The sequence below is a fragment of the Williamsoniiplasma lucivorax ATCC 49196 genome (assembly GCF_000518285.1).
GTDB classification, from domain to species: domain Bacteria; phylum Bacillota_I; class Bacilli_A; order Mycoplasmatales; family Mycoplasmataceae; genus Williamsoniiplasma; species Williamsoniiplasma lucivorax.
In genome coordinates this window covers 1-21,157 of the sequence record NZ_JADH01000005.1, presented here as the reverse complement: position 1 = coordinate 21,157, position 21,157 = coordinate 1, and the positions used below count along the sequence as shown (strand labels likewise).

At 29.6% G+C, this 21,157-nt stretch carries 23 protein-coding genes; 19 read left to right on the top strand and 4 right to left on the bottom strand.

Features of this window, described 5'->3' with window-relative positions:
- Positions 1-7: 7 nt before the first annotated feature.
- Genes P695_RS0102225 through P695_RS0102215 form a run of 3 tightly spaced genes read right to left on the bottom strand, consistent with a single transcriptional unit; the run spans position 8 to position 5,229 of the window.
- Positions 8-1,045 carry a carbohydrate ABC transporter permease gene (locus P695_RS0102225; RefSeq protein WP_028126660.1) on the bottom strand — a complete coding sequence of 346 codons (1,038 nt, stop codon included), beginning with the start codon at positions 1,043-1,045 and terminating at the stop codon, positions 8-10.
- Positions 1,046-2,944, bottom strand: coding sequence for an ATP-binding cassette domain-containing protein (locus P695_RS06390; protein WP_028126659.1), 1,899 nt, complete (start codon positions 2,942-2,944; stop codon positions 1,046-1,048).
- Entirely contained in the window at positions 2,944-5,229 is a 2,286-nt protein-coding gene (locus tag P695_RS0102215) for a type 2 periplasmic-binding domain-containing protein (protein WP_028126658.1), read from the bottom strand. The genes P695_RS06390 and P695_RS0102215 overlap by 1 nt, the downstream gene beginning before the upstream one ends.
- A 487-nt stretch (positions 5,230-5,716) precedes the next feature.
- Here P695_RS0102215 and P695_RS0102210 point away from each other — a divergent pair, with 487 nt between their 5' ends.
- The 11 genes from P695_RS0102210 (at position 5,717) to P695_RS0102155 (ending at position 11,158) form a co-directional block, all read left to right on the top strand.
- Entirely contained in the window at positions 5,717-6,055 is a 339-nt protein-coding gene (locus P695_RS0102210; protein ID WP_028126657.1) for a hypothetical protein, read from the top strand.
- Between the two features lie 5 nt (positions 6,056-6,060).
- Positions 6,061-6,345 (top strand): hypothetical protein, encoded by a 285-nt coding sequence (locus P695_RS0102205; RefSeq protein ID WP_028126656.1) that lies wholly within the window; start codon positions 6,061-6,063, stop codon positions 6,343-6,345.
- 202 nt (positions 6,346-6,547) lie between these two features.
- The gene (locus P695_RS0102200) at positions 6,548-7,222 is read left to right on the top strand and encodes a hypothetical protein (RefSeq protein WP_028126655.1); all 675 of its coding nucleotides are present in this window, start codon (positions 6,548-6,550) and stop codon (positions 7,220-7,222) included.
- Positions 7,223-7,244: 22 nt separating this feature from the next.
- Positions 7,245-7,445, top strand: coding sequence for a hypothetical protein (locus tag P695_RS0102195; RefSeq protein WP_028126654.1), 201 nt, complete (start codon positions 7,245-7,247; stop codon positions 7,443-7,445).
- Entirely contained in the window at positions 7,424-7,714 is a 291-nt protein-coding gene (locus tag P695_RS0102190) for a hypothetical protein (protein WP_028126653.1), read from the top strand. The genes P695_RS0102195 and P695_RS0102190 overlap by 22 nt, the downstream gene beginning before the upstream one ends.
- A gap of 16 nt (positions 7,715-7,730) precedes the next feature.
- Entirely contained in the window at positions 7,731-8,138 is a 408-nt protein-coding gene (locus P695_RS05395; RefSeq protein WP_051437336.1) for a single-stranded DNA-binding protein, read from the top strand.
- 272 nt (positions 8,139-8,410) lie between these two features.
- Positions 8,411-8,662 (top strand): hypothetical protein, encoded by a 252-nt coding sequence (locus tag P695_RS0102180; protein WP_028126652.1) that lies wholly within the window; start codon positions 8,411-8,413, stop codon positions 8,660-8,662.
- A 78-nt stretch (positions 8,663-8,740) separates the two neighbouring features.
- Positions 8,741-9,601 (top strand): ParA family protein, encoded by an 861-nt coding sequence (locus P695_RS0102175; protein ID WP_028126651.1) that lies wholly within the window; start codon positions 8,741-8,743, stop codon positions 9,599-9,601.
- Positions 9,601-9,945: a hypothetical protein gene (locus P695_RS0102170; RefSeq protein ID WP_028126650.1), complete on the top strand. Its 345-nt coding sequence runs from the start codon at positions 9,601-9,603 to the stop codon at positions 9,943-9,945. The genes P695_RS0102175 and P695_RS0102170 overlap by 1 nt, the downstream gene beginning before the upstream one ends.
- Positions 9,935-10,501: a hypothetical protein gene (locus tag P695_RS0102165; RefSeq protein ID WP_028126649.1), complete on the top strand. Its 567-nt coding sequence runs from the start codon at positions 9,935-9,937 to the stop codon at positions 10,499-10,501. The genes P695_RS0102170 and P695_RS0102165 overlap by 11 nt, the downstream gene beginning before the upstream one ends.
- A 264-nt stretch (positions 10,502-10,765) precedes the next feature.
- On the top strand, positions 10,766-11,158 hold the full coding sequence (locus P695_RS0102155; RefSeq protein ID WP_028126647.1) for a P-loop NTPase family protein: 393 nt from the start codon (positions 10,766-10,768) through the stop codon (positions 11,156-11,158).
- Here P695_RS0102155 and P695_RS0102150 read toward each other — a convergent pair.
- The gene (locus P695_RS0102150; RefSeq protein ID WP_028126646.1) at positions 11,136-11,534 is read right to left on the bottom strand and encodes a hypothetical protein; all 399 of its coding nucleotides are present in this window, start codon (positions 11,532-11,534) and stop codon (positions 11,136-11,138) included. The two genes, P695_RS0102155 and P695_RS0102150, sit on opposite strands and share 23 nt — an antisense overlap.
- Positions 11,535-11,997: 463 nt before the next feature.
- On the opposite strand from P695_RS0102150, the gene P695_RS06075 reads away from it, so the two are divergent.
- From P695_RS06075 to P695_RS0102110, 8 genes are read left to right on the top strand one after another with little or no spacing between them, the layout of a single operon-like run.
- Positions 11,998-12,165: a hypothetical protein gene (locus P695_RS06075; RefSeq protein WP_156922731.1), complete on the top strand. Its 168-nt coding sequence runs from the start codon at positions 11,998-12,000 to the stop codon at positions 12,163-12,165.
- 12 nt (positions 12,166-12,177) lie between these two features.
- Positions 12,178-15,024, top strand: coding sequence for an Mbov_0397 family ICE element conjugal transfer ATPase (locus P695_RS0102140; protein ID WP_028126645.1), 2,847 nt, complete (start codon positions 12,178-12,180; stop codon positions 15,022-15,024).
- Complete coding sequence (locus P695_RS0102135) at positions 15,017-15,283, top strand: HU family DNA-binding protein (protein WP_028126644.1); 267 nt, start codon at positions 15,017-15,019, stop codon at positions 15,281-15,283. Before P695_RS0102140 ends, P695_RS0102135 begins: the two co-directional genes overlap by 8 nt.
- Positions 15,249-15,833, top strand: a complete 585-nt coding sequence (locus P695_RS0102130; RefSeq protein WP_028126643.1) for a hypothetical protein — start codon at positions 15,249-15,251, stop codon at positions 15,831-15,833. The genes P695_RS0102135 and P695_RS0102130 overlap by 35 nt, the downstream gene beginning before the upstream one ends.
- A 4-nt stretch (positions 15,834-15,837) precedes the next feature.
- Complete coding sequence (locus P695_RS0102125) at positions 15,838-16,233, top strand: hypothetical protein (RefSeq protein ID WP_028126642.1); 396 nt, start codon at positions 15,838-15,840, stop codon at positions 16,231-16,233.
- Complete coding sequence (locus P695_RS0102120; RefSeq protein ID WP_028126641.1) at positions 16,223-17,656, top strand: Mbov_0396 family ICE element transmembrane protein; 1,434 nt, start codon at positions 16,223-16,225, stop codon at positions 17,654-17,656. Before P695_RS0102125 ends, P695_RS0102120 begins: the two co-directional genes overlap by 11 nt.
- Positions 17,657-17,668: 12 nt before the next feature.
- The gene (locus P695_RS0102115) at positions 17,669-20,794 is read left to right on the top strand and encodes an Mbov_0399 family ICE element protein (RefSeq protein ID WP_028126640.1); all 3,126 of its coding nucleotides are present in this window, start codon (positions 17,669-17,671) and stop codon (positions 20,792-20,794) included.
- 8 nt (positions 20,795-20,802) lie between these two features.
- Positions 20,803-21,096 (top strand): hypothetical protein, encoded by a 294-nt coding sequence (locus P695_RS0102110; RefSeq protein ID WP_028126639.1) that lies wholly within the window; start codon positions 20,803-20,805, stop codon positions 21,094-21,096.
- Positions 21,097-21,157: the final 61 nt, after the last annotated feature.

Here is a 21,157-nt window from a genome sequence, read left to right as displayed (position 1 = left end):
ATTCCTCCTAGCGATATCTTTTACTTAATACTTTGGCTACCCGACGGTTGATGATGGTCACAACTAAAATAATTGCCAAGAGAATGATAGATGCTGCTCCAGCCATTTGGTTGGATTGAATTCCCCCGGTTCCAGTGGTGCGGTCATAAATTCAAAAGACAATAGTTTGGGCATTAACTGATTCAGCCTTTTTTTCAGAACCAAATAATCCTAATGGAAAAGCTTTAAATGAACCAATGATGCCAACGGTTGTTAAATAAATGATTGTCGGTACAATTTGGGGAATACTAATTCTTCAAAATTGTTTTCATTTTTTCATGCCATCAGCACTAGCGGCAGCGTAATACTGAGTGTTAATGCGCATGAAAGCGGTGGTTAACATCACAATTTGAAACGGTAATGATCGCCAAATACCAAAAATTAAAACGGTTAAAATCGCATATTTTGGATCTTCTAATCACTTAATTGCTTCAATTCCAAAAAGCCCAAAGATTTTGTTAAAAATCCCTGCTGAATTAGAACTGAACATGAAAGCAAAGGCCATCGCCACAGCCATCGCACTAGTGACATATGGTAAAAAGAATAATCCTTGTAAGAAAGAAAATGTTCTTTTACTTAACAACGATGCTAGTGCTTTGGCAATTCCGATGGAAAAGACAAGACCAATTGGAACAGTCACAACCACATATAACAATGAGTTAATTAAAGCTCTTTGGAATGTTGGGTCGTGGGCCACCACTTCAAACACTTTAAAAGTAAAGGCTCATTTAATATCTAATGGGAAAGAGTTAAATCCATTTTTAAAAACAATAAAAGCTGAAAAGAAAATGAACAAAGCAATAAAAGCTAAAGCGGGAGTAATTCAAATCATTTGCAAAAAAACATTATCTTCACGCTTGGTTGTTCTTTTGGCTTTCATTTTTGTTCTCATTGAAGTTAATCTAGTTTTCAAAGATTTATTAACTTCTTGAGCAGATAAAGTTGATGATGTAAGTGTGGTTGGTTTGGATGGATTTAATTTTTCTTCTAAACTAGTGATTGCCATTTAAATCACCTCCACTAACTTGCCTTCATCTTCAATATCAAAAAGATAAACATGGCCTTGAATAACATTTAATTCAATATGTTCATCATTTTTAGAAGTGGCAGTTTTAGCATCATAAATAACACGAATTTCTTGCTTGGTATCAAGCAAGATTGCTTTGATATATTCGCTGCGACCTAGTTTTTCAATAAGGTCAATTTTGGCATAAATTGGTTTGGAATTTGCTTTGATAATTGAGGCATTGGAATTAGCTAATTCAAAATGCTCAGGTCTAATTCCAACAATCATTTCTTTATTAAAGTAATGAGAATTTTGTATTTGTCCTAAGGAAATATCTCCGATAAAAACCATGCCATCTTCATTAACTCTTGCTCCTTCAATGAAGTTCATTGAAGGAGTCCCAATAAAGTTAGCCACAAAAACATTTTCAGGTTTAGAATAAATTTCCATTGGTGTATTTCCTTGTTGCAGTTTGCCTTGACTCATGACAAAAATCTTGTCAGAAATACTCATTGCTTCTTCTTGGTCATGAGTCACAAAAATAGTAGTAATTCCGGTGGCTTTTTGGAATTTTTTAATCCATTCACGAGTTGAAACACGCAATTTAGCATCTAGATTAGATAGTGGTTCATCTAATAAAAGCACTTTTGGTTTTTTAACAATTGCTCGCGCAATCGAAACACGTTGCTGTTGGCCTCCAGAAAGTTCACTTGGTCGTTTGTGAAGTTGGTTAGTGATTTCGACTTTTTCAGCAACATCTAAAACAGCTTTTTTCACCTCTTGGCGAAAGCTTTTCAGTTGTGCTTTTAATGCTTGAGTTTTAGCATGAACATCGATTGGTTCAACTTTAGTTTCACTACAAGTGATTAAAGCTTTTTCAATTGGTTTCAAAAAAATAGTTTGATGGTTTTCTAGATTTTCCACCAATTCTTGAACCTCTTTAACAAATTCTTGGGTTCAAGTTAAATACTCTTTGGCATGTTGATCAATGATTTCTTTTCTTTGGTCAAGAGTGACCAATCACTTGATTGCGACTCCTTGTAATTTTCATAATTTAACCATTCCTTTGATTTCATCTTGTAATAATTCTTCATTAGATTTGATTGATTCTTGAATTGCCCCAACTTTATGTTTGATTTCTTCCATTCTTTCGATTTGGAGATATTTTTGATTTTGGATCAAGATGAAATCAATTTTTAAATGCGCATCTTGCTCATTAATCATTTGATTCATTTGTTCTATTTTACTATTTAAAATTTTAAAAATTGTTTGGTATAAATCATATTTTTGTTGCTCTGCAAAAGCACGGGCAGCATCATATCAAATAGTAAACATTCTTGATCGGAAAGCATTAAATTCATGAGTTCCATAAATCGCAATCGCATTATCATCACAAATTTGTTGAACTTCTTTTAGTTGGTTGGTTGTAATCTGATCAAACTTGGTTTGAATTTGATCAATAATGCTAGTCAGGTTTTTATCAACTTCTTCTTGAAATTGCAAAGCTTTATTTGAAGCAGAAAGTTGTTTTAAATTTTGTATTTGAAGTTTTATTAGCTTATTATTTTTGCCAATTTCAATCTTAAATTTTTTATTTTGATAAAGGGGAAAAGCAATATTTTTAAAAACTGATAAATGCGGATACAAAGCATAGTTTTGAAAAACTAAACCAATATTTCTTTTTTGGGGAGAACGTTGAGTGACATCAACTCCATCAAAAATGATTTGTCCTTGGGTAGTTTGAATTAAACCAGCAATGGCATTTAAAGTGGTGGTTTTACCACATCCTGAAGGACCTAAGAGCGAGACTAATTCTCCGGTTTCAATTGATAGTGATAAGTTATTAATCGCAATGGCATTACCATAATCCACAACGATATTTCTTAATCTGATACTCATTATGTTTGTTCTCCTTTTTGACTTTTTGATTCTAATTCTAAAGCCCCATAAATTGGGTAAATGTTTTTAATTGCAACCTTGATACTTTCCATGTTATGCTCAGATCAGAAAGTTTCAGGAGTCATATTGACTTCTGGATGTGAACCTTCGATGCGATACATTTGATGAATTCAAGGGGAGATGATTTGGTGTCTCACCATATCTCCAAAGGGACTTGGACTTTGTGTTCAAAATTTAAATTTATTTGACACCACACCAAGAACAACTTTTTTCAATGATTCTTTTGGTTCAAATAATTTAACTGATGCCGGTCATTCACCTTGATAGCGATCTTTGGGGTTATAACCTTTTAAACCATAATTAATATATTGCATGTAATAGTTAAAATCTTCTGTTCGAACCACTTTTGGTATTTCACCTTGAGTTTTAAAATAAGCATAATGATTAGTTGGGATATACCCAGAAGATAAAGCAAAATCAGTGTTGTTTTGTGCTTGTAAAAAGTAATTTAAAAAGTCAATTGCGATTTCATTTTTGTTTTGGTTCGGATCTTTGAACATCGCAAATCCTGGACCTTGTTGGACAAGGTTAGGAATAGTTTTCAGTGGTTTTAATTCGGTGTTTTTACTTGTTGATTCTGCTTTGATATAACCTGGTGAAGAAACCACAGCAATATCTGTATCAAAAACACCAAATGTTTTTTTGGTTTCAATTTTAGTTTCCCCGGTTGTGGTTAAATTAAGCTTGACACTTTCAACTCGTGGTTTATCATTTGGTTTGCTTGGTTTTAAAGTTTTTTCAACTGATAAATAAAATTTATTATTTTTATCTTTTTTTACAATCGCTGCTCACTTATCAGCTTCACTAACTTTATAATCGATATTGTTTTTATCTTCATCGCTCAGAGCAGCGACAAATTCTGTGGTGTAATCGCGATCCAATTTAATTTCTGGAACCTTTAATGTTCCAGAAATTTTATCAGTTCATTTTGAGGTTTTAGTTCAATAAGGGTTTCCGGCAGTTGAACCATAATAAGTTAATGTTCCACCTCAAACTCATTTATCTGAATAATAAACTCCAGCCTGTCCTTTGGTTCCTAAACCACCAAAACCATGATCGGATGTTCCTGCCCCACCAGCTTCTGAATCAAGGGGAGAAATTTTAGCAAAGTGACGATAAAAATCAATTGTTTGATTAATTGCTTTAGATCCAGTTTGGTCATTAAGTTTTAAAGTTTGACCAAAATTTTTACGACTATCTCATTCATAAATCTCTTTTTCTTGTTTTAAATTTTGTTGCATCGCATAAATAAAACCAGCTTCATCATCAATCGCCATTCCGATAGTTTGTCTAAAGTTTTTGTTATGTGGTTGAGTGTGTAATAACTTAGTATAAGCTGTCAATAACACCTCTAAAACAGACATATCTTGCATCGCGTTTGCGATGTAATCTTCAGGATCTTGATCAATTGGAGCTGTCCCAAAAAAAGCAGTGACTAATTCTTTTAAAGTTTTATTGACATCTCTAAAACGATTGGCTGGTGTTAATTTATATTTATCACCTTCAGCGAGATTATTTTGTGTTGGGTCATCATCAACTGGCCAAACCAAATCACCCATTTGTCGAGATTTTAAATAATTAAATTTTGCATAATTCTCAACGTTTAATCAATCTTGGGTTTGGCCAGTAATTAATTCAACCAATTCTTTTAATAAACGTTTATTCACAATCCCATTCATTCCCGATTTAGTGATCGGTGCAACATATAATTTATCATTGTATGTTCCTTCAGTGACAAAGGAATCTTTTAATGGTCTAAAACGATCAATATTTTGATCACTAGTCACATGTGTAATTTCATCCAAACTTTTTCCATTCGTTAGTTGATTTCCATTTTTGGCATTGTTTTGGGCAAATTGGTCAACATAACGAATTTTATGAGTTAGTGGGTCGGCTTGGTTGGTGCGATAATTTGTATCTCAATTAATAGCTTCGGCCATATTGACCACGACATCTTTTTTGCCAACTAAGTTTAAAAGGGCATCAAATTTAACAACAGCATCTCCATAAGAACTGTATAAGTTTGGTAATGGTTGGCCTGAGGCAATTTCGTTTTGGACATTATTGCCGGGAGTGACAACCACTTTCACTTTATGTTTATTCTGTGGTCTTGCTTCATTGAATTTTTGGGCAATCAATTTATAAGCATCAACCTTATCAACTTTTAAACCCATCAATTCCAGAATCACACCATCTTTTTGTTTAAAAGTTCATGAAGAAACCATTGTTCACAACCCGGCAATTAAAGCAATAACCAAAATTGGTGCGGGTGTATAAAAAGGATGTAGGGGAAAGTAGGGAAACCTACTTTTTTAATTTTAATTGTCTGTTTGTACCTGTGCGCTGAAATCGGGGACAAATAAAAATGCTAATTTCTGAGATCAGCCGTTAATCTGGGTTGGGAAGTGTACAGAACGTATCAGGGAGAAAGTGTGTTCTTTGAAAACTGAATATACACTATGTTAAAAATTCTAAAATGGCAAAAATCAATTTTTAGTATTTATAAGTAACTTAGTTATATATAAATATCTTATATCTAATATCTATTATATATATCTAATATCAATATCTAATATCTATTAAGTATCTTAAAAGTACTAAAGAAAGAAATAAACAAAGAAAGAAAAGAACTCGATATTGAAATTGAACTTTTCAAAAATTAGAGTACGTACTACACAGTACATACATAGAACTCGAAAGGAAGAGAGAAAATTGAAAAAAGAAATTAAAGTTAATTTAACTTTAGAAAACATTATTTTAGAACAAATCATTTATTCCAATTCGATTCAACATCAAGATTCAAAATGAGTAAAAGTTAAAATTAGGATTAAAGAACCAGATTTAAAAATCAGTTATATCTGGGCTCATTCATATGACAATCAAACAATTTTAAAAATGATCAAGTTATCTGAAGATATGAGAAACGGGATAGTACCCTCATTAAAGGTTTATCTAAATATTTGACCTAGTAAAAAACATCAATTCATGCATGAATCGGATAATACATTCAAATGATATCTTGTCGATGTTAATAATGAAGTGGAGGAATAGAACTAATGCAGTGAAAATATTATGAATACTTAAAAACTCTTGATTATAAATATTCTCAAGACGATATCAAACTAGCTATTGATGAAATTATAATTGAGTTCGAAAACAAATCTAAAAAATGAACTAACAAAACTAACCTCACACATAATGATTATTGAATTTTAAATTCAGTCATGAAAAGTGAAGCTTACAACAAAATTGAAATCTTATCTGCTTTAGATAGAATTCAAAAAAATAAAAAGAAAAAAATAGAAAGTGCAAATAAAAACAACAATAAGTATAGAATTTAACCCAAAAGTGTTGTATTATAAATGTGAGCTAAAGCCTCTCAACGATGTTTATGCAAGGTTCGGGGTGGTTCCGAACAACTAGATTTATAAAAGTTCGATTACCCGTTATTCTTTTATAAGTCAATTTATTAAGGTTAATTTATTAAATTGATGATTCATTTTAATCAACGCTTTTGGAAGTGTTGATTTTTATTTTTAAAAAATGAGCAAAAATTATAAAAAACCAAAAATTTTTCCGGGAGTACCTATTCACGGTAAAAGCAAAAGAATCGAAGATGAAAAAATTAGACCTGGATATTTTATAAGTTATGATAAGGCTACAAATAAATATAATTTAATTTTATTATCAAACAAAGATAATGATGATACTAATTGATTAATAATTAGATCAAATGGAACTATATTAACTTCTAGAGATTATTACTATATACAAAACAACTCTAGTGAGTTTCACATAAGCAAATCTAATTTTATTTTAGAACCACTTACAAAGAAAGAAATAAATATTGTAAATAAAGCAAAGGCAAATGAAGTGTGATTTTCTAATAATGGTGAGAGATGCATAGGATTAAAAAAAGATTTTGAAATTTCCACAAGAACCCACAAAGAAGAAAAAAACTCTTCTGTGTATAAATCAATAGTTAGAAGCCCGGGTATTAAAAACTTCATAAAATTAATGGAAAAACATTACAGTAAAAAATTTGGAATGAATTTTAATCCATTTACAAACAAAACAAATGAAGTATCAAATTTGCTTAAAGAAATTAAAGAAGTTTCATTAAATACCGAAAAGGCCTTAAATGCTGCTGATTCAATTTTAAAACCTAAAAATAACCAAACAGAAATACAAGAATTTACAAAAACTAAAAAAAGATAAAAAGAACTGAAGGTAAAAAAATATGAAAGATATTTATTGGGAATGTCAAGCTTGTAAAAAACACAATCCTGTTATTCAAAATTTAAATAATGAAGGTCAAATAACCTTGGAGAGTGAGTGTTCTACTAAAAAATGCTTTAACAGCATGAAAAATATTTTTATATTAACAAAAAATCAAAAAAAGAAAAATGGAGAACGAGTATGAGTAAAAGCAAAAAATTAGATAAAGAGGCTGACATCTTATGAAGTGAAATTAAAGATCAAGAAAAAAACATTTTAAAATCAGCCAAATTTAAAAAAGAGGTTAGTGGTACTGAACCAGGACAAATTAATTTAACTGCTCTTTTAGGCAAGGCTGAAGAAGTGTACATGGGGAGAGCTCCTAAAACAGATTTAGAAATAATGTTAAATGAAGCAGACAAAATTTTAAATTCTAATAAACAAGAACCAGAAACCCAAAAACAAATCAAAATTCAAACAAATAAAAAATAGAAAGAAGGATAAAAAAATGAATAAAGTAATTTTAATTGGTCGTATTACTAAAGACATAGAATTAAAACAAACAGTTAAAAATGAAAGTTTTACCCCTTTTACAATAGCTGTATCAGAATACAGAAATGGTGCTGAATACACCAATTTCATCAATTGTTTAGCATTTAATGAAAATGCTGAGAACATGATTAAGTTTTTACACAAAGGTAGTTTAATTTGTGTGGAAGGAAAATTAAGTGTGAGAAATAGTAACAAAGATGGTAAGTTTGAAACTACTACTAGCGTTACTGTTGAACGAATTCAATACCTAGAACCAAAAACTAAAAACAATAAAGAACAAACTATTAATGGAAATGAACAAATAGAACCAGAACCAGTTGACTTTAATAAAACAGATGAAGAACTAATTGCTTTGTTTGAATAAAAGAAAGGGTTAAATATTATGATAAGCGAAAGAACTACATTTGAATGTAATTCATGCAATCAAGAATTTGATAGTTTTCCCGAAAAGGAAGTTAGCCAATGTGCAGAGTGCTATGGAACAATTCATATTAAAAACTGTGATTCTTGATCGATGAATATCATTATTGAAAAGAATTCAAATATCTTTTGTGATAATTTTTGTTATTCCGATTGAATAGAATCCAACCACAATAGAAATAATCAAATAAGATTTTCTTTTGAAAAGGAGAACAGATGCTTTTAAAAAATTTATTAGAAAAGATTTATGATCAAAAAACATATCTGATGGTGCTTAATGAGGACCAAGAATTTTTTTTAAATGCCAATCCTTATTCTGAACTAAAAGAGTTTATGAATAAGAAACATGATCTGAAATTCTTGGATTATGAAGTTGATTTAATTTCAACCAATATTAAAAACGCAACTGACTCAGTTGTCATTGAAATCCACATATTTAAAAATGTTGATTCAACCCAACAAAATTAGAACAAGTCACGAAGACTATAAATAAATTAATTATGTACTACATAGTACATACATAGAACTCGAAAGGAAGAGAGAAAATTGAAAACAATTACAATTCACCAAAATAAAGGTGGTGTTGGTAAAACAACAATTACAAAAGCAATAGTGGAAACTCTTGCAGAATTAGGCAAAAAGATTTTAGTGCTTGACCTAGATGGTCAAGCAACCATTACAGATAACTTCAATATTGATTCTAGTGAGTCATATTCAAAACACTGACTAAAGCGAGCCAATAAAGAAAATCGCGAAAACTATCTACATCAGGTTTTGCTACAAACAATAGAACCAACTAGCAATCCAAATATTTTTGTAATTGCTGGGGGTCGTGATTTATATAACGAAACTGATATTATTAAATCTCAAGTAGCTAGCGAAAAGATTTTAGCTCTAAACTTAGCATTATTTGAACAAGTGAATAATTCTTTTGACTACTTATTCATTGATTTAAATCCAGCTTGAGATATTTATGTTTTAAATGCTTATTTGGCATCTGACAGCATTATTCAAGTCATGGATCGTAGTGAATCTGCGATTAAAGGTTTTCTCAAGAATTGAGATGATTGAAATGAAAAAGCAGAAGCTTATGAAATTCAAAATAATATGAATGGGGTGATTCTCAACCGTATTAAATCAGACAAGTTGTCAAAACAAATGTTATTAGCTGCACAAAAGATTGAATTAATTGAAAAAATTAAATTTACGACTTTTATTCCAGAAAACACTAATATTGAAAAATCAACAATTACTGGTGGTAAATCGGTTGTTGATATTAAAACATTTGATAATTGAAAACCAACTAAAGGATTAATTAAATTTCTTGAAGAAGAAAATCTTAAAGCGATTGAGGGTAATCCTTTTAAAAATTTAGTAAATGAAATGATCAAGAAGGGAGTATTATAATGGCTAAAGAAACTATTGATTTGTCACAAACAGCAAAGTTTGCTCAAACAACAAAGAAAAAGAAATTAGATTTTTTAGATTTAGATACATCAATTAACAATCCTTCTGAAACACTACATACTACTACATACGTTAAACCAAAAAGAACAACTAACAACTTAGCAAGAGTTCCTGGTAAACCTGGTCATATGACAATTTGATTAAGTGTTGAAGCAATTGCTTTAGAACAAGAACTTCAAGAGATGTATGCTCAAAAAGGTTTAAAGTATAATCGTTCTGAAATTTTTAGAATTGGATTAGAAAATGAAATTTTAAATACAAAAAAGGAAAAATATGAAAATTAAAAAACAAACAAAAGAAGAAAAGCAATTTAAAAAAGAATTGAATTTCAAAAGTGATTGTTGAGACACAACACTTAAAAATAAAGTCTTAGTTGATTATATTTTTGAAAACAAGTCACACGATGAAATTAGTGATGAGTTTGGCTTATTTAAAATGAACTATAGGCAAAAACATATGTGAAAAAGAATGCTATTTTATATCTTGAGTCTAACTTTGATGGCTTCAGTTATTGCATTTTGGTTTTTTATGTTTGTAGCAATTGTTGGAACAACTATTGAGCATTTAAAACAAGCAGAAAATTGAGATATGTCTAAATATCAGCTAGATACAAAAACCTACTTTCTTGTTAGTCTTATTTTATTTAATTTCAACCCTTGCTTGTTCATTTTTCTTATTTGAATAAATAAGCAATATCCAGCAAAAAATAAATGGGAACTTTATTGAAAACTATTTCTTAAACATAAAAAACAAGATTTCAATTTAAGAGCAATGAATGATGCACTAGTTAAAGCAGAAGATAATTATCTTTTAAAGAAAGAAGGGGATAATCATGAGTAGCATTGTTGGAAGAAAACCAATAAGAGTTATAAATTACCGTTGCCAAAATGAGGATTGTAAAAGTTTTAAAAACAAGGTAATTCATAAAAGCACATTTGTGCTATTTGAATGCCCAACTTGCCAACAAAAATTTACTGGTAAACAAGTGAGAAATAACAAGAATAGATTTTATTCAAATAGACCTGAATCGTCACCAATATTTAGTGGTGCTAAAAAAACTAAATTAAAAGATTTAAATAAGAATAAAAAATAAGGAGAAAGAATATGAGTAAAAAATTAACTATAACTTATATGAAATATCAACAACAAAATGATGTTGTTTTCATAAATGGAAAAGCAGGAAGTAGAAAAACTAGTTGAATTGTTAATGAATTAAAAAATATTGATGATCAAAAATATAATATTTTTATTTTAGATCCAGAAAATGAATATTTTTCTAAATTACCGAATAAAAAAATGTTAATTACACAAGATTTAAACATTTTAATTTCAGAAATCAAAAATACTAACAAGCCTGCTATAGTTTTTATAGATGAATTACATATTTTAGAATTACAATTTTATAAAATAAAAGAGGAAATATTAACACTTCCTCTTAATAAAATATATTTATCTTCACAAGAAGATTTTGAAATTATTTTTCAAAAACTATTTTAATTGATGATTGTTCACCATTTAATTTAAAATTTTTAATAATACTTTCAAGTTCGTTTTCAGAAACTTTAAAAGTTTTTTTAAGAGATCTAATTAAAGCATTTGATGCAGCTCCCTCTAAAGTGCCAATTCAAAACAAATTGTTAATCATTATTTTTTTATGCTCATCATAAATATAGGTAAAGGTATTATTCATTGATGAATTTACAATTAAAGTTATTTTATTATTTCAATATAATTGCTCTAAAATTGTAGAAAGAATAATTTCAGATTTTTGAGTTGTGCCAATACCACTCAAAAATATTGTCGAATCTTCTTTTGAAAAAGGCGCGTCAATAAGACTATCATCATTCATTTCTTTTAAAATTATTTGATACATTTTTTTCTCCTTTCTAGTGTTTTAAAACACTAGGATATTTTATCATTTAAAGTTTTAAAGAAACCCATCGCGGGTGGGTGGGCAGAGGTTAGCGAGCTCATGCAAGTTCAATTTTTATGTTAAAGTCGGAGACAAAGGAGAAAATGAAAAAAACCACCAAAAAATTTGGTGGTTATGGTAAAATCTATATAGATAAGAGTAGCACAATTATCTTTATAATGAATTTTACCAACCTAATTCAGTTGGTTTTTTTCATATTTTTTCTCCTTTCACGAAGTGATGAACATAAAAATTAACTGGAAAAGCGAGCGGGTAGGAGACGGTGAAGCGAAACTCGGGAGTCTCCTACATCACAATAAAAACATAGTGTATATCAGCACTATGTTTTTTTATTTTTAAAACGTTATTTAGGTTTTGAAAATAAACTACATACTACATAACAACTCAGAAAGGAGATGAAGTAATGTCAACAAAAAAAGCTATTAAAACTTCAATCTATTTAACTCCCAAAGAACAAGAAATGTTGTTGGAGTTAAAAAGGTATTTTGAAGAAAAAAACAGTTTTAAAATTTCAACGTCTCGTGTGTGCACTGCGGGATTTAAAGAACTATTGAAAAAGATTAAAGAATAGAAAGGAAACAATATGGAAAATGAAGAAATAGAAAAGAAACTCACAGGAGTTATTCCTAAACCCCCACAAAAATCAACAATTAAATGAGGAATTCTTTGAACAGATATCGTTATGGCTCTTGGTGGTCTTGTGGTGGGAATTTTAATTGCTTTAGCAATTCCAAGTTTGGGAAGTCTAATTATTGATATTGTTGTTAAATTTATAATTGTATTAATTATCTTATTTTTATTTTTACTCCCATTAATGCCATCCCCAGTTTCTGGGAATAGTGTGAGAATGTATCATTTATTTTGGTGATCAATTTCTTTTCGAAGAATTGATAAAAAACATTATAAATTTGAAGATGAAATTTATACAACAAGAAAATTTAATGCGTATAAAAAAGTTAATTGAAATTCTTCAATTGATGCGGCTAAAGATTTTTTAATCTTAAGTAACATTAAAGAAACAGATAACTTATTTATGTGTGGAATTAGTTTTGAAGGAAAAAACATTTTTCAAGAAGATTTAGTTTCTCAAGAATTAATGGTTGAAGCTTTTTGAGATATTTTTGTCAATTCAGAATTTGATATTCAAATTGTGAAATTGTCGGTTATGTCAAATAGGGATAAAAACAACAAACATATTTCTCGCCTGATTAATGTGAATGACGAATTATTTGAGCAACAAAAAATTGATATTAAACAATATTCTTCTAGACGAAAGGTTTTAGAAGAATATACAAAAAAATATGTTTACAAAGCAACAGATAATCGTAAAGACTTTTTAGAAGATCGTTATCATTTGGTTTTGTATGGTGAAAAAGAAAAAGAGCTAATGACAGAAATTAATCGCATTACTGCTTTGTTAAACCAAAAAGGTTTATCTGCTAAAAAAATGAATTATTATGAAAATGTTAATTTAATTGCTGGGGTTTACACTCCACTAGCAGACCCGATTTCTCCATCATTAATTGAGCAAAATAAAGATGATTTAGGGAAATTTTTAGCTTTTAAAGAAATCACATTTAAACGTAATTGTTTTCAAGCTAATGGTGAAGAAAAATACTTTAAAACCGCAACAATTAATAAATATCCAATGAATGTTGGGTTAGGTTGATTAACAACCCTCTTTAGAAGTACGACAAGTGTTGTTATATCTGTCAAAGAAGCTTTAGTCAATGAAAACAAATTCTTAAGTAGTAACTTAATGAATTTAAAAAGTAATCAAGAAAGTATTAATCAAACAAAAGTTGTTGATATTAAAGCGATGGAATATGAACATCAAGTGTATTCCCAAATTGTTGCTGATTTAGCAACAGGACGAGAAAAATTAAAAGAAGTAAGTTCAATGATTATTCTTTCTGGCAATACTGAAGACGACTTAAGAGAACAAGTTTTAACAATGAGTGCCGAATTGCAAAAAAGTGGAATGTCATTAAATGAACTATTAAACCGTCAAATTGAAGGTTTAGAACATTTTTCTTTAAAACCACATACACCCTTAAAAAAACATATCTCTCGTTATATTCCGGCCTATTCAATTGCTTTAGGATATCCATTTGTTTCTCAACAATTAAATGACAAAAATGGTTTATATGTTGGTGTCAATTTAATTGGTGACCAGATTATTTATGACCAGTTTGCTTATCCTGAGGGATTAACAACTTCGCATAACTTTATTATTGTTGGGCAAAGTGGCTCAGGTAAATCTCATACAATTAAAAAATTAGCTATCTGAAATACTGTGAATCGAGTTGACACACACATTTTTGATATTGAAAATGAATATTCCAATTTAGCTAGAAATTTAGGTGAACAAGTGGTCTCTGTTGGAACTAAAGATGGAGTTATTAATCCTTTGCAAATTTTAGCAACACCAAACGAAGAAATGAGTTCTAGTTTGGTTGATGATATGCAAATGCACTTAACTAATTTAGAAGCTTGATTTAAACTATTGTATCCAGATGCAAACGACTATGAAGTTGGTTATTTAACCAAAGAAGTAGCAAGTTTATATATGAATAATTTAGCTATTAAAAATGCGCTTGATCACAGATTAACTTTAGATACTTTAAAAACTAAAGATTTTCCAATTATGACTGACTTAATTAACTTAATGCAATTGGAATTAAAAACTATTGCTCCAGACCAAAAAGTCATGCACCAAAGATGAATTTATACATTGTCGCAAGACTTTTTAGATAATGGAAAATATCAGTTGTTGTTAAATAATCATTCAACATTAGAAATTGGCAATTACACATTAACTGTTTACAACATTAAAGCAATCTTTGATACTCCGAATCTAAAACTTCGTAATGCCTTATTACATTTACTATTTGCATATGTAACTAATCGTTTTAATACTTTAAGAATTAAAAATGATATTGAATTTGCCAAGCTTGTTAAACAATTTGAAAGAGATAAACATCCTTATCCAGAAAAAGAAGCTTTTGCAATGTTACCAAAACAAACTCTTCTAATTGATGAAGGGCATAAGTTTATGAATGATAGTGAAGTAACACTTAACTTTATTCACTCAGCTGTCAAAATGTTTAGAAAGTATTATGCTGGGTTAACTTTTATTACTCAAGATGTTAAAGACTTTATCAAAGATGGAGAAAGTAGTAAAAAAACTCAAGCTATTTTAACTAACACCCCAGCAAGACTAATTATGTTATGTAACTCCAAAGGGGCAGAAGATGTTAATACATTATTCACCCAAGATGGTGGTTTGACCCAAGAAGAAATGAAATATATTCTTAATGCTGGTCAAGGACGTGGTGTATTTATGAAAAATAGCAATAACAGACACTGTATTCAAGTGGAATTGAATAAAGTGGAGAAAGATATAATTCGAGGACGAGACAATGCTTAAAAGTGAATATATTAAAGATTTTGCTTATCGTACTGGTTTAACTCAAGTTAAAGCTAAAAAAATAATCAATAGTGTTTATGCACATTTATTAGAAAAAATAATTGAAGAAGGTGTGGTTATCACACCAATTGGTAAAGTTGAGATTTTGAATAAAATTTTATATGGGGGTAAATGAGAAATCCAAATAATTCAAATTACAAATTTTAATGAAAGGGGTGAGATAAATGTCAAAATCCAAAATAGAAAATCCAATAAATAATAAACGTTTACCCAAAAGAGAACAAGTAAAAATTGTGTTCAAAACAGATGCACAACAAGCAATTATTTATGAGTTTGATCGTTTTATTGAACAAAAAATTTTAGCACACAAAGATTCTGGAAAAAGAACTCCCAAACCTAAAACAAATGATTTTTATTTAAATGCTTTAGTTCGAGGAATGAAAAGGGAATTATTTGATAATAAAACTGATGAAATTGCTGACATTGCAGCACAAGCTGTAATAAAAGTAACAAATCAAGCAGACAAAGAAAATGCCATGCGTCAAAATCTAACAACAGTTAGTTTAATTAGCAAAATGGAATATATAACAGAAATGTTGAATTATATTTTACCAATTTTGCAATCGTTAGCTCCAGATTATTTTGAAGCTACATTAGATCCATCTGGAGATGTCAAACAAGAATACTTTGATACCCCGATTGGATTCGAAAATATGAAAAAACAAGTCATTGAAAAATGACACAATAAAATTCGAAAAGATTCGAATAACGACACTATTGAAACAGTGTTATTCAAGAAAGGAAAATAGAAAAATGATTTTAAATACAATAAATTTTTTAGCAGATGCTGAATTACCAAATCTTCAAGCTCCCGCTGATTATATTGGAGGAATTATTCTAGCTGCAATTACAGCATTTGGAGGAATTGGTTTCATTGCATGTGCTGCTGTAGCAATTTGAATGTTAATTCAAAAAAACATCGCAGCCGCAGCAAACAATCAAAAGAAAAAAGATGAATACAATAAACACTTAATCGGTTTAGTTATCTCAATGGTGGGTTTAGGCGTTGTTGTGCCGTTGTGTGGTGTTTTTGCTTCAGCATTAATCGGAAAAAATATGGGACTAACTGGTGGAACTATTGGAGGTGGTGCTAAAGCATTAGTAAGTTTTATCGGTCCTAGAATCCAGGATTTCTTCTATGTTATTTAGTAGACAAAAACAGAGAGGTTTTATTAAAGAAGAGAAAAAAAACAACAAAGCTTTTATATTTTTTGTAGTTTGTGCTTTATTAACTATGTTTTTTGTTTTTTTGTACTCCGAAATTCCAGAAGTTATTAACATAACAAATAAAATTGGTAGTTTGCAATATAGATCATTGCAACCAAGAATACCAGGAACTGGTGGAACTACACCAATTCTTCCATTACCTCCCACTCCCGGATTTCCTGGGTGGAACCAGCAAGAATTTCTTGATAGATTAGTTTTTATGTTAAAACAAATGAATGAAGCAAAAAGCCAGAAATTTATGATCACTTTACTTAAAATGTTTACTCTTCCTATTATGTATATTTCATATTTAATGAATTATATGTTAATTAATTTTTCAACAGGAGGAATTAACCAATTAATTTTTGGAGGACAAGAATGAAATATTCAAAATATACCATTAGCGTTTTGAGTTGTTATTGTTTCTGTACCTTTAATTTTAGTTATTATCTTCTTATTTCAAATTATCTCAATGGTAAATATGGATGATAAGCGAACAGTTGGCATGCGATTAAGGGAAGCAAGCTTAGCAAGTGTTAAAATAGTTATTTATATTTTTGCAATTCCTGTTGGCTTCTTTGTTTTAGGAACGGCCTTGAACATTGGAATTGAATACATTTCTTTTATGGTAAATAAAAATGGAAATGATAAATATTTTGCAATTACAGATAATCTTTATAAATTATTGTTTTTTGGAGCACCTATAATTCAATCTGGTGATTTCTTTGCTCGATATCATATTTTAAATATACTTCTTGGTGCTGGTTCATTACCAGGTTCAGGAGGACCAGCAATATTAAAACCTGTAATTAAAGCCTTTTTAAGTTGAGGATTTGTCGGAATGGCAGCAGCTATTCCAACTTTAATCTTTATTTTAGGAATTTTTGTTTCAGTGTTGGAAAAAACATTTTGATTATTCTTCACATTTATTACTTGTATTTATTATGCTTGTGCAAGTGCGTTTGATGGGGGGACTAGATTTAATCAAACAAGAGAAAAAATCATTGCTAAAACAATTTCAATTGCCGTCATTATGCTTGGAATCAATTTAGTTACAACTGTAGCTGCTGGAATGAAGGGTTTAATTGCCTATCCTCCAGCAACTGGACAAGTGGGTACTATTATTCAACCTTTAATTAGTTCAATTATTACAATCGCTGTTTTAATGGGGATTAAAAAAATAGCAGCAGAAGTTGAAAGTTCAATTGGAGAAAATTCAAACTACTCAAGAATTGGTTCAAATACCAGAGCTAATGCACAAACTGCTTCCAGACTTGGAAGTAGTGTTGTCAAGGGTGGTGCCTTTAGAGGACCTGGTGGTGCTGCTAAAGGTGTTGCAAGCAATGTTATTGGTGGAGTTGCTTAGAAAGGAAAAATTATGAAAAAAATATTCAATCAATTATTTTTAGTTTTATTAACTTTAATGAGTTTTTTTATTGGTGCTGGTTTTTCAAAAACTTCAAAACCTACCATTGAAAAAAATAATGTTAGTTTGCAAAATAGATTTGCACAAAGTGAATCTGCACGAGTCGTGAATCCGATGTATCCAAATATAGAACTAAATACAGAAGTGAGAACTTCAAAAGCACAAGCAATGACTTCTGGTTGTGGAACCAATGGAGACACAACTCATAACACTACCCAAAGTTCAATTACAATTGATACAACAAAATATGCTAAAAATATTGATGATTTTAAAAATCAATATAAAGACATTTCTTTTGATTTGACACATTCACACACTGATGACAAATTGGGTTTTAAGTTTCGTACTCATCCAGATTTAATAACATTAGATTTGTCTAAAAATTACAACAAAACAAAATTTTATAAAGATGATGGTGCTAATGCTCGTGATAGGTCAAATTCTGTGAGTTATTATAGTATGAATACTTCTGATAATGATATTGAAATAACTATTTATATGGAAGCTAATGTTTGGAAAAATGGAGGTTCATGCGCTTATTATGAAACAATTGCTTTTACAAAAGCAAATAATTTTAAAATTTCATCGAAATACAATCTAGATAAATTTAAGCAGCAAGTTATTAATAATGGCCAAAAAACCATTACATACCATTCTAGAACTGGTTCAACAATTGATTCTGAAAGTACAATTGACCCAGCTACATTAAAACCAACTGGTAAGGCTAATAAAACAGAAATTGACAAATTATTGAGAATCAGAGCTGAAGAAAGTTTTGGCAGTCAATGAACGGCATATAAAGATTATGGGGTGACATATCAATTAGTTGCTTGGGATAGCATTAAAAATGAAGTGACAACAGTATACATGTTACATAATCAAGAATTTTTGAGATATACAACAAAAATAAAGTTGATTGTTGATCAAGACTTTTGAGATATGAATTTTTTGAAACGTTTAGAAATTAAGCCTGGTAAGGTTGTGGATTTAACAAATCCTGCTAAAACCGTTGAAGATGTGCCTGAATTAATTCAAAAAAAGAATGAAGAAACAGGGGCAAATGAACAAACTTTTATTTATCACAATGCGATGACAATCAATTTTGCCTCAGGAAACAATCGTAATGAGAAATTGCTAGTTAATGGAAAAGACACTGAAGTTTGACAAAATGTTTTTACAGCAACATTAACTGATGGAAGAAGTACGACTGATTCAATAATGGATGATAAGAATACTTACGTTATCACTGTTGAAGTTGATGGCAAGGAAGAATTTAAAAGAACAATTAAAATTAATTCTTTAAATCCAAACGTTGACTTCAAATGAATGGGGTGAGACCCACAAAATACACCTGGTGATAAAAATAAATATGACCAGTGGGTTTTAACTCAACCATTTATTGGGGGTGTGAAAAATGAATTATATGACCCATATATTAATCCCAAAACAGGAACAAGAACGCAATCCATTTTTGTAAACGAAAAACCATTAAAAGAACCTTTCTTAATTGATCCCAAAGATAGATATGGACAAATTATTGGTGGAGAAATTGCTGATGGTGATTATCGTTGAGGATATTTTGCAGAAGCATATGTTGTCAACAAAGGGATATTATATGAATTTAAGAAGGAACAATTGGAGCAACTTGCAAAAATTGAACGTGTAGAAATCAATCCCGAAAACTTTCAAGAAATTGGACATAGGGAAACTGTTGACGTTAAAAAAGAATTACAGTTTTCAAACCCAGGTACATGACATTACATTTTTTATTTAAAAGATAATGTCAACAAAACATCTTGAGGAGAAAATAGTATTCAAAATCCCCCAAACGGAAAGGATATTTTAGCAACACAAGGTTCTGCGATCCATAAAATAATTACTTTAGATAGTGCTAAAGAAAATTATCGTCGTTTTTTAGATTTGGAAGCTTCTCAAAAAAATTCTAAAGTCCACGAATGGTTCACAGTTCCCAGTGGAGGACACTTGAGAACATTTATGTTATCAAATAATTTAATTACACCAACTGAAAAGTTAGAGCTAATTAAATATGAAGAAATAGTTAAATATTGACGTCAATATGTGTCTGCAGCAATCAATGGGCATATGACTTATGATCCAGAAAAAGATGACCGTGCTAATCTAGAAAACTGAAGTCCTATTTATTTCCCGATGAGAAAAAAAGAAGAATTAGCTGCAAGAGAATATATTATTCAAAAGATAAAATTACAAATGCTTGGGATTGGTACTTCAATTTATCAAAAAGATTACACAATTGAATCGATGAATGGAACTCCTTTTGAAAAAATGGATTTAAGTCAATTTGTTAGTATTTCTGAAAAAAATCCTGTTGAAAAGTTGGATTTAAAGGTTGTCTCAACTCCAGAATCCTTAAATATCGTTAATTCATTAACTGTCGGAATAAATAATGATATAAGTTTTGATGAGGATTTATATGTTGATTTGTCGACTGTTAAATTTAAAAATCATGAAGGTAATTGGGGGAAATGATTGCAACAAGAAGGCAACAGTAATGAAAGTTTCTATAAAAATTATTTATTAGATTATGTCTCAGAAACCCTAGACTTATATCGTAAGGCTAAAAATGAAACATTAATTCAAATTCCAGAAAAAGATGAAAATGGAAATGTCACTGGAAATTTAGTTGATAAAGTTATTCCTGAATATCAATATGGAAAAGATTATGCAATTTTTATTAATGGGAACAAATTAGATATTGAACAGGAATTAAGTACCAAAGAATATATTAATGATTTTTTAAATGCTAAAAAATTTGAAACAATGTGGGTAAGAGTCAAAGCTATTCGCGGAACAGTGTTATTAGGGGGTGGAACTGATTATAAAATTATTAATGACCCAAAATCCAGTCATATTCCAGACCCGAAACCAACCCCTGAAAAGCCAGACAAACCAGAACCCCCAATTATTGACGATAAAAGCAATAAAGGTTTTGGTGGATTTTGATGATTGTTAATTTTACCAATTGTTGCAATTGGAACTATTTTCACAATCATGTTTGTCAAAAGACGTAAAAAAATGAAGAAATTTAAATTGAAATAGGAGAATTTATGAAATTTGAACAAATTACATTAATTATAGGTTTGGTCCTTTTGTTTATTTATTTGATAGGAACAACAACTTATTTTTACCTAATTATAAGAAAAAAAATAAAAAAATTAGATAAAGAATCAGACTTTAATGAAAATGAATTAAGAAGCGATCTAGAAAAAAGAAAAATTTTAAACAATAATACAAACAAAATTTTTAAATATTGCTTAATATTGATGTGTTTAATCATATTAATTTCAATAATTATTCTTTGTATTTTATTTAATCCTTTAATAAAATCTGCTTTGTTTTAATGTTTGACCTATATGCCAATTTCAAACCATAAATCCGGTTATATGAATAAAAAATAGTGAA